This window comes from Nocardiopsis alba, from assembly GCF_000710955.1.
Classification (GTDB): domain Bacteria; phylum Actinomycetota; class Actinomycetes; order Streptosporangiales; family Streptosporangiaceae; genus Nocardiopsis; species Nocardiopsis alba.
Genome location: NZ_BAZE01000003.1, coordinates 138,646 through 152,605 on the forward strand (window position 1 = coordinate 138,646; position 13,960 = coordinate 152,605).

At 67.6% G+C, this 13,960-nt stretch carries 6 protein-coding genes; all 6 read right to left on the minus strand.

Annotation, left to right across the window (positions count from 1 at the left end; translation table 11 throughout):
* Window positions 1-405: 405 nt before the first annotated feature.
* Window positions 406-3,552 carry a hypothetical protein gene (locus tag TR33_RS06350; RefSeq protein WP_159068775.1) on the minus strand — a complete coding sequence of 1,049 codons (3,147 nt, stop codon included), beginning with the start codon at window positions 3,550-3,552 and terminating at the stop codon, window positions 406-408.
* Between the two features lie 149 nt (window positions 3,553-3,701).
* Window positions 3,702-7,580: a DNA-directed RNA polymerase subunit beta' gene (locus TR33_RS06355; protein ID WP_014908532.1), complete on the minus strand. Its 3,879-nt coding sequence runs from the start codon at window positions 7,578-7,580 to the stop codon at window positions 3,702-3,704.
* Between the two features lie 34 nt (window positions 7,581-7,614).
* Window positions 7,615-11,082, minus strand: a complete 3,468-nt coding sequence (rpoB, locus tag TR33_RS06360) for a DNA-directed RNA polymerase subunit beta (protein ID WP_017535903.1) — start codon at window positions 11,080-11,082, stop codon at window positions 7,615-7,617.
* Between the two features lie 738 nt (window positions 11,083-11,820).
* Entirely contained in the window at window positions 11,821-12,210 is a 390-nt protein-coding gene (gene rplL / locus TR33_RS06365; RefSeq protein ID WP_014912576.1) for a 50S ribosomal protein L7/L12, read from the minus strand.
* A 96-nt stretch (window positions 12,211-12,306) separates the two neighbouring features.
* Entirely contained in the window at window positions 12,307-12,834 is a 528-nt protein-coding gene (rplJ, locus tag TR33_RS06370) for a 50S ribosomal protein L10 (protein ID WP_014910739.1), read from the minus strand.
* A gap of 403 nt (window positions 12,835-13,237) precedes the next feature.
* Window positions 13,238-13,915 carry a 50S ribosomal protein L1 gene (gene rplA, locus TR33_RS06375; RefSeq protein WP_014910862.1) on the minus strand — a complete coding sequence of 226 codons (678 nt, stop codon included), beginning with the start codon at window positions 13,913-13,915 and terminating at the stop codon, window positions 13,238-13,240.
* Window positions 13,916-13,960: the final 45 nt, after the last annotated feature.

The window sequence follows — 13,960 nt, forward strand, 5'->3', positions numbered from 1 at the left end:
AACCTCCCCGACCCCCGGGGTCGGGCGTGTCGCCCTCGTTCTCACGCACGGAAAGAACGGAGAACACTCACCCGGCCGTCAGGCCGATTCACAGGAGGGGGTTCACATGCGTCGCGCGCCTTGTGTCCGTCCTGTAGAGGACTGGGGCGCTGCACACACACGCGTGACCCGTCGACTCACGGGCACAATCACACAGGCTACCGCTACCAGACCAGGCGGTCAAAACGGTGTGCGACATGGCGAGAACAAACGGAACCGGTCCTCACGTAGCCGTGGGTCTCCCTCAGTCTACGTGCTCTCCGACTCGTTTCGCCCCAGGTTTTCCCCAGAAGGTGAATGAAGGGCCGTCGCAGGCGAACGGCCGCTCCCAGAGCACCCATTGTGCCCATGGAAGCGGCCGTATGACTACAGGATCAGCCAGATCGCGACGGAGATCACCGTGACCAGGATCCCGATCACCGCGAACACGGTTCCAGTGGTGATCAGACCGAGACCATCGAGCTCGCCCCGCGACTCACGAATCGCCCTCTTGGACTTGGGGCCGGTGACGAACAACGCGACGATCGCGGTGATGACGCCCAGACCCGGAATGAGCGAGGCCACACCCAGCCACAGGGTCAGATTCGCCCCGGGCTCGGTGTCGGCGAGGAAATCGACGCTGTCGTAACCGGGGTAGGCGTCACCCGGCTCCCCACCGAGGGGACGGTCCTCGAAGCCCGGGAAGTCCTCGACGATCCGGTCCCGACGGCGCTTGGCCGGCCGAGGCCTCTCGGACATCCCGTAGTCGGCGGGGGTGAACCCGTCGTCGTACTCCGGATCGTCCCGACCCTCGTCATCGACCGGAACGTTCGGGTCGTCCTCGGCCGAGGCCGGTCGATCCGTCGGTCCGTTCCAGGCCTCGGCCGATCCGCCCTGATCGTAGGAGGGCTCGCCGCCCAGATCCGAGGGGATGCCGGCGGACACCGGAGCGGGGCCGCCACGGTCGTCGAAACCGCCCCGCTCGTCATAGAACCGATCGTCCTCGTCCGGACCGAAATCGTCCAGATCCCCGTACCCGCGGTCGTCATGGGACCGGTCCGGGTAGCCGCGGTCGTCGGCGAACGGAGAGTCGTCGCCCGGCCCGTAGGGGGCTCGATCCGACGGCCCGTCCTCGAAGGAGGGCGCGGTGAACATCTGAGTGGCGCCCGCCGCCCCTCGGTTCCAGGAGGCCTCCGGCTCGGCGGGACCGCGGTACTCGTCCGCGTAGCCGTCCTCGTCCTCGCCCCAGGGCTCCTTGTCCCTGGCACGCGACTGCATGTCGGCGATGGCCGCCAGCGGATCGTCCGAGGCCGGGACGGCCGCGGAGAGCTCACCGGTGTCGGGGGCGACGCTCCGCTCGTCCCGCAGAGGGTCCTCGCCCCACTCGCGGTAGGTGGGCCCGTCCGAGGCCGCCTCCCGACGGCGTCGTTCCGCGTCCCGCACCACGTCGGGCAGGCGCAGGTCGTCACGGTCGAAGGCCCAGGTGTTGCCGCTGCCCGCGCCCAGGCCCCCGTCGTCGGGGAAGGTCCCCGGGGCCGCGGGTTTCGCGGAGAGCTCGTCCTCGTAACGATCGTCGTAGGACGATCCCCCGCCGAGGGGGTCGTCCGCACGCTCCTCGTAGCGGTCGTGGGAGGGCCGCGACGACCTCGGAGAGAGCTCGTCGTCGTACCCGTCCCCTCCGTAGGAGGGGGTCGGGTCGTCCCAGCGGGAGGCGCCGGGATCGGAGAGCGGGTCGCCCTCTCCCCACGCCGGACGGTCCTCGTCGTCCGAAGCGAAGGGACGTCCCTCCTCCGAACGCTCATCGGTGTCCCGCCACTCGCGCGGGGGGTCCGACAGCGGATCCGCGTCGTCCCCCCAGGCCCGGGGATCGTTCCAGGCGTCGGTGTTCATGGGCGAGGAGTGCTCCGTCGCCGGGGACCGGTCCTCCCGAACGTCGCCGAGCGGATCCTCGTGCCCCGAGGGGGCGTCGGACCACGCGTCGGTGCTCGTGGAGGCCCAGGAGTCCGGCGCGGGCACGCGTTCGACGTCCTCCACCCCCTCCGGGGGCAGCGGGACCTCGGCACTGGCCGCGATGCCCGGGTAACCACCGGTCGGGAAGGGTTCGGGGGTCCCCTCGGAAGCGGAGGTCCGCGGCTCCCAGGAAGGTTCGGCCGGATCCGTGTCCCATCCCGACGCGGGCTCGTCGAACGTCCCCGCCTCGGGGCGACGATCCCACTGGTCCTCACCGAGGTCCCTGGAGGTTTCGGGGGCGTCCCAGGCGGACGGCTCGGCCGCCCCACCGGAGGGCGCGTCCCAGGTGGAGGGCTCCACCGGATCGGCCGCGAGGGGATCACGGGTCGCCGCCGGCGGGTCCCTGAACGGGTTCTCGGAGGACTCCGCTTCGGGTGCGTGCTCGTACGACGGTTCGACCGAACCGAACGACGCGGCCGTGGCCCCCCAGGCGGAGGGCTCCTCGGGCTCGGAACCGGGAAGGTCGCGCGAGGACTCCGGGCCGCCCCACGCGGGGGCCTCGGAACCGGTGCCCGGTGTCCACGAGGCCTCGGGCGGCCCGGGTCGGTCCGGGGTCTGGCCCCCGAAGGTCTCGAACGGGGCCTCGGAGGGGTCGCGTTCCGTGAGCCGTTCGGGCTCGGACGCTCCCCAGGCCGAGGGCTCGACACGGTCCTGTGAGGTCTCGGGGGCGTCCCAGGCGGACGGCTCGGCCGCCCCACCGGAGGGCGCGTCCCAGGCGGAGGGCTCCACCGGATCGGCCGCGAGAGAGCCGTGAGAGGTGTCCGAGGAACCCCACGACGGTGCCTCCCTGGGCTGTTCCGCCCTCGGCTCCCATGCCTCCGGAGCGCCGGAGGGCTCCGGTTCGAAGGGACGTTCGGTCCCCGGTTCGACCGAACCGAACGACGAGGGGACCGAACCCCACGCGGAGGGCTCATGGGCGTCGGAGCCCGGAAGGTCGTGCGAGGGCTCGGGAGCCCCCCACGCGGGGGCCTCCGTCGGGATCGGCGCGGTCTCGGGGCCGGAGAGGGCGGTGCCCCCGGTTCCGGGGTCGTTCGACCACGCGGGCTCCGTGGGACCCCAGGGCTCCTCCCCTCCCCCGGTGCCGAAGGAGGGCGTCCTCGGTTCGGACGGCCGCTCCGGCGCACCGGGTGCCTCCCAGGCCGGCCGGGGTTCGCCCGGCACCCGGGTCAGGGGCTGGTAGGCGCTCGTGCCCGCCCCCGGGTAGGAGAGGGCGCCCGGCGCCGCCGTCGGTTCCGAGGGCGCGGGCGAGGGGTCGACGCGGTGCGACGACGGCGGAACGCCCAGAGCGTCCGGATACGGGTCGGCCAGAGCGGGACGTGAGGCGCTCAGCCCCGCGTAACCACCGCTGTCCGGAAAGACCGCGGCACCATCGGCCGGGGCGTCGCCCTCGGGCGCGCCCTGCTCGTCCATCGGATCCTGGTATTCGGACTGCTTGCGGAAACGGTTCTCACTGGGCTTGAACCACGAGTCCGCGTCCCCTCCGGGCGACCGGTTCCCCGGCTCTCCGCCCCCGTTATCAGTCACTTTCCTGCTCTCCCGCCGGCGCCTTGGCGCCATCTCCCCGTCAACACAGCGGTGTGTCGACCGACAACAGAAAACGGCGGCGGAGCCACCCCCTGGTCATGGGGGTGACCGACCGCCGCCGTCAGCTCAGCCAACGTTCAGGCTGGTGCTTACCGGTTGTACGGCCCGAAGTCGTACTCCTCCAGCGGCACGGCCTCGCCCGAACCCTGACCGAAGGTGTACTCACTCGGCTCCTCGTACCCGGAGACCGAGTACATCGAGGCCTTGGCCTCCTCGGTCGGCTCGACCCGAACGTTGCGGTACTGAGGAATACCCGTACCGGCCGGGATGAGCTTACCGATGATGACGTTCTCCTTGAGGCCGAGCAGAGGATCGCTCTTGCCGTGGATCGCGTTCTCGGTGAGGACCCTGGTGGTCTCCTGGAAGGAGGCCGCCGACAGCCAGGACTCCGTGGCCAGCGAGGCCTTGGTGATACCCAGCAGGACCGGACGTCCGGCGGCGGGCTGGCCGCCCTCGGACACCACGCGTCGGTTGATCCGCTCGAACTTGGGCCGCTCGACCATCTCACCGGGCAGCAGCTCGGTGTCACCGGACTCCAGGATGTTCACTCGCTTGAGCATCTGGCGAACGATGATCTCGATGTGCTTGTCGTGGATGGACACACCCTGCGACTTGTACACCTCCTGGACCTCCGACACGAGGTGCTGCTGCACCGCGCGCGGGCCCTGGATGCGAAGAACCTCGTGCGGGTTGATCGCGCCCTGGATGAGCTGCTGACCGACCTTGACGTGGTCGCCGTCGCTCACCAGGAGCTGGGCACGCATCGGGACCGGGTAGGCGATCTCGTCGGTGCCGTCGTCCGGGATGACGACGATCTTGCGGCTCTTCTCGGTGTCGTCGATCCGGATCCGGCCCTCCATCTCGGAGATCGGGGCCACACCCTTGGGGATGCGGGCCTCGAAGAGCTCCTGGACACGGGGCAGACCGTGGGTGATGTCCTGACCGGCCGAACCACCCATGTGGAAGGTACGCATGGTCAGCTGGGTACCGGGCTCACCGATGGACTGGGCCGCGATGATACCGATCGCCTCACCGACGTCCACCGGCTTACCGGTCGCCATGGAGCGACCGTAGCAGGTGGTGCAGACACCGATCTTCGCCTCACAGGTCAGCGACGAACGGATGCGCACGCGGGTGATCCCGGCGGCGACCAGCTTGTCGATGTTCTGCTCGGAGGTGTCGGACAGGGCGGGCAGGACGACGTTGCCGTCGGCGTCCACCGCGTCCTCGGAGATCGTCCGGCCGAAACCGGTGTTCTCGACGTTGTGCTTGCGCACCACGACACCGGCGGCGTTCTTCTCACCGATCTCGTGCCAGAGGGAACGGTCGGTGCCACAGTCGATCTCGCGGACGATGACGTCCTGCGCGACGTCCACCAGACGACGGGTCAGGTAACCCGAGTCGGCGGTACGCAGGGCGGTGTCGGCCAGACCCTTGCGCTGACCGTGCGTGGAGATGAAGTACTCCAGCACGGACAGGCCCTCACGGTAGGAGGACTTGATCGGGCGCGGGATCGTCTCACCCTTGGTGTTGGAGACCAGACCGCGGATACCGGCGATCTGACGCACCTGCATCGGGTTACCACGGGCACCGGACTGGACCATCATCCACACCGGGTTGTCGGAGGGGAAGTTCTCCTCCATGTTCTTGGCGACCTCGGCGGTGGCCTGGGTCCACACCTCGGTGAGCTCCTGACGGCGCTCGTCGTCGGTGATCAGACCACGGTCGTACTCGCGCTGGATCTTGTCGGCCTTGCGCTCGTAGTTGCCGAGGATCTCCTCCTTCTGCGGAGGCGCGACGACGTCCTCGATGCCGATGGTCAGACCGGACCTGGTGGCCCAGCGGTAACCGGCGTCCTTGAGGGCGTCCAGGGTCGTGGCGACCTGGACCTTCGGGTAGTTCTCGGCCAGGTCGTTGACCAGGACCGAGACCTGCTTCTTGCCCACCTGGAAGTTGACGTACGGGTAGTCGACCGGGGTGGCCTCGTTGAAGAGGTACCGACCCAGGGTCGTCTCCAGGACGTAGGTGTCGCCCTGCTGCCAACCCTCCGGCGGGGTCCAGTCCTTGGGGGCCGGAGCGCCGTCGGAGATCCGCAGACGGATCTTCGCCTGCAGGTCCAGGTCTCCCAGGTCGTAGGCCATGATGGCCTCGGCCGGGGAGCGGAACGCGCGACCCTCGCCCGCGGCGCCGGCCCGCTCCGTCGTCAGGTAGTACAGACCGATGATCATGTCCTGGGTGGGCATGGTCACGGGCTTACCGTCGGACGGCTTGAGGATGTTGTTGGTGGCCAGCATCAGCAGCCGCGCCTCGGCCTGGGCCTCGGCGGACAGCGGCAGGTGCACGGCCATCTGGTCACCGTCGAAGTCCGCGTTGAACGCGGTGCACACGAGCGGGTGGATCTGGATGGCCTTGCCCTCGACCAGCTGCGGCTCGAAGGCCTGGATGCCCAGGCGGTGCAGCGTCGGGGCGCGGTTGAGCAGAACCGGGTGCTCGGTGATGACCTCTTCGAGGACGTCCCACACGACCGGGCGGGACCGCTCGACCATGCGCTTGGCGCTCTTGATGTTCTGCGCGTGGTTCAGGTCGACCAGACGCTTCATCACGAACGGCTTGAACAGCTCCAGGGCCATCTGCTTGGGCAGACCGCACTGGTGCAGCTTCAGCTGCGGGCCGACGACGATGACCGAACGGCCGGAGTAGTCGACTCGCTTACCGAGCAGGTTCTGACGGAAACGTCCCTGCTTGCCCTTGAGCATGTCGGACAGCGACTTGAGCGGACGGTTACCGGGACCGGTGACCGGGCGACCGCGGCGGCCGTTGTCGAACAGCGCGTCGACGGCCTCCTGGAGCATCCGCTTCTCGTTGTTGACGATGATCTCGGGCGCGCCCAGGTCCAGAAGCCGCTTGAGGCGGTTGTTCCGGTTGATGACGCGACGGTACAGGTCGTTGAGGTCAGAGGTCGCGAAGCGGCCACCGTCCAGCTGCACCATCGGACGCAGGTCCGGCGGGATGACCGGGATGCAGTCCAGCACCATGCCCATGGGGCTGTTGGTGGTGTTGAGGAACGCCGAGACGACCTTGAGACGCTTCAGGGCGCGGGCCTTCTTCTGGCCCTTGCCGGTGCGAATGGTCTCACGGAGCTTCTCGGCCTCCTCCTCCAGCTCGAAGTTGGAGAGGCGGTCCTGGATCGCCTGAGCGCCCATGCCACCGCGGAAGTACTTCCCGAAGCGGTCCCGCATCTCGCGGTAGAGCATCTCGTCGCCCTCGAGGTCCTGGACCTTGAGGTTCTTGAAACGGCTCCAGACCTCGTCGAGACGGTCGATCTCGCGCTGGGCACGGTCGCGGAGCTGACGCATCTCGCGCTCCGCGCCCTCGCGCACCTTACGGCGCGCGTCGCCCTTGGCACCCTGCTCCTCGAGCTCGGCCAGGTCGGCCTCGAGCTTGCGGTGGCGCTCCTCGATGGTGGAGTCGCGGCGCTGCTCCAGGTGCTGCTTCTCGACCGAGATCCGGGCCTCGAGCGACTGGAGGTCGCGCTCGCGGGCCTCGGTGTCCACCCACGTGACCATGTAGGCCGCGAAGTAGATGATCTTCTCGAGGTCCTTGGGCGCCAGGTCCAGCAGGTAGCCCAGGCGGGAGGGCACACCCTTGAAGTACCAGATGTGCGTGACGGGAGCGGCCAGCTCGATGTGGCCCATCCGCTCACGGCGCACCTTGGCACGGGTCACCTCGACGCCGCAGCGCTCACAGATGATGCCCTTGAAGCGGACACGCTTGTACTTACCGCAGTAGCACTCCCAGTCCCGGGTCGGGCCGAAGATCTTCTCGCAGAAGAGTCCGTCCTTCTCGGGCTTGAGGGTTCGGTAGTTGATGGTCTCGGGCTTCTTGACCTCGCCGTGCGACCACTGGCGGATGTCGTCGGCCGTGGCGAGACCGATACGCAGCTCGTCGAAGAAGTTGACGTCGAGCACTTAATTCGTCCCCTGCTCTCGAAGAATGCGGAAGTTAGACCTCTTCGACACTGCTCGGCTCACGCCGACCCAGGTCGATTCCCAGTTCTTCCGCGGCGCGGAAGACGTCCTCGTCGCTGTCCCGCATCTCGATGGACATACCGTCACTGGACAGCACCTCCACGTTCAGACAGAGCGACTGCATCTCCTTGATGAGCACCTTGAAGGACTCAGGGATGCCCGGCTCGGGGATGTTCTCGCCCTTGACGATGGCCTCGTAGACCTTGACGCGACCCACCACGTCGTCGGACTTGATGGTGAGCAGCTCCTGGAGCGCGTAGGCGGCACCGTAGGCCTCCAGCGCCCAGACCTCCATCTCACCGAAGCGCTGACCACCGAACTGCGCCTTACCACCCAGCGGCTGCTGCGTGATCATGGAGTACGGACCGGTGGAGCGGGCGTGGATCTTGTCGTCCACGAGGTGGTGGAGCTTCAGGATGTACTTGTAACCGACGGAGATCGGCTCGGCGAAGGGCTCACCGGTACGACCGTCGAACAGGCGGGCCTTGCCGTCGTCGTTGATGAGACGGTTGCCGTCCTTGTTCGGGCGGACCGACTTGATGAGGCCGCTCAGCTCGTCGCCGTGCAGGCCGTCGAAGACCGGCGTGGCCACACGGGAGTTCGGCTCGACGTCGGACGCGCCGATCGCGTGCAGCGACTTCTGCCACTCCTCCTCGGCCCCCTCGACCACCCAGCCGTTCTTGGCCAGCCAGCCCAGGTGGACCTCGAGTACCTGGCCGACGTTCATACGACCGGGAACACCGAGCGGGTTGAGGATGATGTCGACCGGGGTGCCGTCCTCCAGGAAGGGCATGTCCTCCTGGGGCAGGATCTTGGCGATGACGCCCTTGTTGCCGTGACGACCGGCGAGCTTGTCACCGTCGGTGATCTTGCGCTTCTGGGCGACGTAGACCCGGACCATCTCGTTGACGCCGGGGGCGAGCTCGTCGCCCTCCTCGCGGCTGAAGACGCGGACGCCGATGACCTTGCCGGTCTCGCCGTGCGGGACCTTCAGAGAGGTGTCGCGGACCTCGCGGGCCTTCTCACCGAAGATGGCGCGCAGAAGACGCTCCTCCGGGGTCAGCTCGGTCTCACCCTTGGGCGTGACCTTGCCGACGAGGATGTCGCCGTCGACGACCTCGGCGCCGATGCGGATGATGCCCCGGTCGTCGAGGTCGGCCAGGACCTCCTCGCTGACGTTGGGGATCTCGCGGGTGATCTCCTCCGGGCCCAGCTTGGTGTCACGGGCGTCGACCTCGTGCTCCTCGATGTGGATCGAGGAGAGGACGTCGTCCTGCACCAGACGCTGGGAGAGGATGATCGCGTCCTCGTAGTTGTGACCCTCCCAGGACATGTACGCCACGAGGAGGTTCTTGCCCAGCGACATCTCGCCCTGGTCCGTGGACGGACCGTCGGCCAGGACCTGCTTGACCTCGACCCGCTGGCCCTCGTGGACGATGGGGCGCTGGTTGAAGCAGGTGCCCTGGTTGGAGCGCTGGAACTTGCCCATCCGGTACGTCTTGCGCGTGCCGTCGTCGGCCATCACGGTGACGTAGTCGGCGGTGACGTCCTCGACCACACCGGCCTTCTCGGCGAGGATGACCTCACCGGCGTCGGTGGCGGCGCGGTACTCCATGCCGGTGCCGACGAAGGGCGCCTCGGCGCGCAGCAGCGGCACGGCCTGGCGCTGCATGTTGGAACCCATGAGCGCGCGGTTGGCGTCGTCGTGCTCCAGGAAGGGGATCATGGCGGTGGCGACCGACACCATCTGGCGCGGCGACACGTCCATGTAGTCGACCTCGGAGGTGTCGACCTGCTCGAACTCCCCGCCCTTACGGCGCACGAGCACACCCGACTCGGCGAAGCTCCCGTCGGCGTTCAGCGGCGTGTTCGCCTGCGCGATGACGTAGAGGTCCTCCTCGTCCGCGGTCAGGTAGTCGATCTGCTCGCTGATGCGACCGTCGATGACCTTGCGGTAGGGGGTCTCCACGAAACCGAAGGAGTTCACCCGGCCGTAGGCGGCGAGCGAACCGATCAGACCGATGTTCGGACCTTCAGGGGTCTCGATCGGGCACATGCGACCGTAGTGGGACGGGTGGACGTCTCGGACCTCGAAGCCCGCGCGCTCACGGGACAGACCGCCCGGACCCAGCGCCGAGAGGCGACGCTTGTGGGTCAGACCCGCGAGCGGGTTGGTCTGGTCCATGAACTGGGACAGCTGCGAGGTGCCGAAGAACTCCTTGATGGAGGCGACGACGGGACGGATGTTGATCAGGGTCTGCGGCGTGATCGCCTCGACGTCCTGAGTGGTCATCCGCTCCCGGACGACGCGCTCCATGCGGGCCAGACCCAGACGGACCTGGTTCTGGATGAGCTCGCCGACGGTGCGCAGACGGCGGTTGCCGAAGTGGTCGATGTCGTCGGTCTCGATCGGACGGAGGCCGAAGACGGTCTCCTTCTCGACCTCACCCGCGTGCAGGCGGACGAGGTAGTCGATCGTGGCGACGATGTCCTCTTCGGTGAGGGTGCCCTGGGTGTAGTCGGTGTCCAGACCCAACTTCTTGTTGATCTTGTACCGACCGACCTTGGCCAGGTCGTAGCGCTTGGGGTTGAAGTACAGGTTCTCCAGCAGCGCCTGGGCCGACTCCTTCGTGGGCGGCTCCCCCGGGCGCAGCTTGCGGTAGATGTCCAGCAGCGCGTCGTCGGTACCCGCGGTGGGGTCCTTCTCCAGGGTGTTGCGGATCGACTCGTACTGGCCGAAACGCTCCAGGATCTGGTCGGTGGTCCACCCCAGCGCCTTGAGCAGGACGGTGACGCCCTGCTTGCGCTTGCGGTCGATGCGGACGCCGACGAAGTCGCGCTTGTCGACCTCGAACTCCAGCCAGGCGCCGCGGGACGGGATGACCTTGCAGCCGAACAGGTCCTTGTCCGAGGTCTTGTCCACGGACTTGTCGAAGTACACGCCCGGAGAGCGGACCAGCTGGGAAACGACGACACGCTCGGTGCCGTTGATGATGAAGGTGCCCTTGGCGGTCATGAGCGGGAAGTCGCCCATGAACACCGTCTGGCTCTTGATCTCACCGGTGTCGTTGTTGATGAACTCCGCCGTGACGAACATCGGGGCGGAGAAGGTCATGTCCTTGTCCTTGCACTCCTCTTCGGAGTACTTGGGCGGCTCGAACCGATGGTCGCGGAAAGACAGCGACATCGTGCCCGAGAAGTCCTCGATCGGACTGATCTCCTCGAAGATCTCTTCGAGACCGGACTGCTCCGGAACGTCCTTGCGGCCGGCGTTGCGGGCCGTCTCCACCCGCGTCTTCCACGTGTCGTTGCCCAGCAGCCAGTCGAACGACTCGGTCTGCAAAGCCAGAAGGTTGGGAACCGCGAGGGGTTCCTGGATACGGGCGAAGGAAACGCGGTGCGGACCAAGGGCGTCAGCGGAGGCGTTGCGCGAGGCTGCCAACAGGGGTCCTTCCGAAGGCTTGTGGCGGTTGAAGCGCGCACGCCAGACGATCCGTCACGAGAAGGACCGCCGCAACACGGTTGAGACGGTCACATCGAGCGGGAACGGGCCTTCCGGATCCGGAGTATTGAACGGAATGACGGAAGCCGTACACCGGCACAGGGATCACCAAAGGGCAGCGCAAAAGAGCAGTGTAGCCGAACACTACACCGCTGTCCACTCACGGTCCACAACGTCTCTCACGACACCCGAAGGATCACCCGTCGAGGGCGATCCGTCAAGCCCGACAACGTGGAACGTCGTCACGCACACCCCGGGGGAGGACCCTGGACCGTCAGGGTGAAACAGCGCGCCCGCCCCTGGCCCCATGGGGGTGTGAGCCAACGGACACCGGAAAGGGTTCCCCCGCCCAAAGCGGGTAAACACTCTCCACCGGGGCCCGTCAGGATTCCCGGGACGGGAGATTATCGCGTCCCGGGGACAGTTCGCACACGCGAGCCCCACGACCACGGGCCCAAGGCTCCGGGACCGACCCAGCTTCGCACATCACACGCCTCGAACCGGAACGGACACGGCGTCGCGAACGACTTGGAAAGGCGTGTTCCGGCCACTCCCCCGCCCCGGAAAGCGGTCCGACCGATATGCGACCCGATGTCCGCGCACACGAAAGCGGCCGCCCCTCCCTGGGAGGAACGGCCGCTTCAGGCAGACCAGCGGGCTTCTGAGGCCCGCGGAGGACTACTTGAGGGTGACGGTGGCGCCGGCGCCCTCGAGGGCGGCTTTGGCCTTGTCAGCGGCCTCCTTGTTGACGCCCTCGAGGAGAGCCTTCGGAGCGTTGTCGACCAGGTCCTTGGCTTCCTTCAGGCCCAGGCTCGTGAGGCCGCGGACCTCCTTGATGACCTGGATCTTCTTGTCACCGGCGGACTCGAGGACGACGTCGAACTCGTCCTTCTCCTCGGCGGCACCGGCGTCGCCGCCGGCGGCACCCGGAGCGGCGACGGCCACGGCGGCCGGGGCGGCGGCGGTGACGTCGAACTTCTCCTCGAACAGCTTCACGAAGTCGGACAGCTCAAGGAGGGTCATGCCCTCGAACGCCTCGAGCAGTTCCTCGTTGCTGAGCTTCGCCATGATGCGATCTCTCTTTCTCTGATGACACGCGCGCCAACGGCACAGCGTGCGAGCCGGTGGCCGGGCGCCGTCGGCACCCGCCGTGGTTCAAAAGGTTTAAGCGGCTTCCTCGGAACGCTTGTCCGCCAGAGCCTGCGCGAGACGCACAGTCTTGGAGGGCAGCGCCTGGAAGACGGCGGCGGCCTGGCCCTGCTTGGCCTTGAGCGCACCGGCCAGCTTCGAGAGGAGAACCTCTCGGGACTCCAGATCGGCCAGCTTGGTGACCTGCTCGGCGGACATCGACTTGCCGTCGATGATCCCGCCCTTGATCACCAGAGGCGAGTTCGCCTTCGCGAAGTCACGCAGACCCTTGGCGGCCTCGACGACGTCCCCGTGGACGAAGGCGATGGCGGACGGGCCCTCGAGCAGATCGGTGATCTGCTCGTCGACGCCGGCCTCCTTGACCGCGATCTTGGTCAGCGTGTTCTTGACGATGCGAAAACGCGCGTTCTGACCGAGGCTGCGGCGCAGTTCAGTGACCTGCGCGACAGTGAGCCCCCGGTATTCGGTCAGCACGGCGCCGTTCGACTCACGGAGCTCGTCCGCGAGTTCGGCGACCGCGGCTGCCTTGTCCGGCCTCGCCATGGGACTCCTTCCAACAGTGAACGCTGGTGATTCCCAAGGACTTCCACGATCGGCGTCAGCACGAGAAAAAGCCCCGAGCGCGAGGCGCACGGGGCACGACCACGTTCTCTGAACCCGCGCGTGAGCGTGGGTCGGAACGGGAAAGCTCTGGTGACACCTGCGCGGGCGCCCATCCTGGAACGGGTCCTTAGGTCACCCGAGCGGGTGACGACCAGCGGTCTTCGGCAGAACCCAATACTAACGGACGTTCCGGGGTGCTCGTCCACGACGATGGAGAACGCCGGGTGATCCGGGACTCACCGGGGAGGAGCGTGCCCCTCCCCGGAACGCGGACGGCCCCCGTCCCGGGGAGGGACGGGGGCCGTCTCAGGCGTCGTACACGACCCGAGGGTCGGAAGAGGACTTAGGCCTCGAGCGGGATGCTCGGGCCCATCGTGGTGGTGACCACGGCCTTCTTGATGTAACGACCCTTGGCGGCGGACGGCTTGAGGCGGTTCACCTCGTCGATCGCGGCCTGGTAGTTCTCCAGCAGCTTGCTCTCGTCGAAGGAGACCTTGCCGACGATGAAGTGCAGGTTCCCGTGGCGGTCCACGCGGAACTCGATCTTGCCGCCCTTGATGTCGGTCACGGCCTTGGCCACGTCCGGGGTGACGGTGCCCGTCTTGGGGTTGGGCATGAGGCCACGCGGACCGAGCACGCGGCCCAGACGACCGACCTTGCCCATCAGGTCCGGGGTGGCCACGACGGCGTCGAAGTCGAGGAAGCCGTTCTGGACCTGGGTGACCAGGTCGTCGTCGCCCACGATGTCGGCGCCGGCCGCGCGAGCCTGCTCGGCACGCTCACCGGTCGCGAAGACCAGGACCCGAGCGGTCTTACCGGTGCCGTTCGGCAGGTTCACGGTGCCGCGGACCATCTGGTCGGCCTTGCGCGGGTCGACGCCCAGACGCAGGGCGACCTCGACGGTCGCGTCGAACTTGACACTGGTGGTCTCCTTGGCCAGCTTCAGAGCCTCGGCGGGGCTGTAGAGCCGGTCCCGGTCCACCAGGTTGTTGGCTTTGCGGTGGTTCTTGCTGCGCTTCACGCTGTTCTCCTACGGGAACGTGTGGTCTTTGGGCCAGCGCCTGGC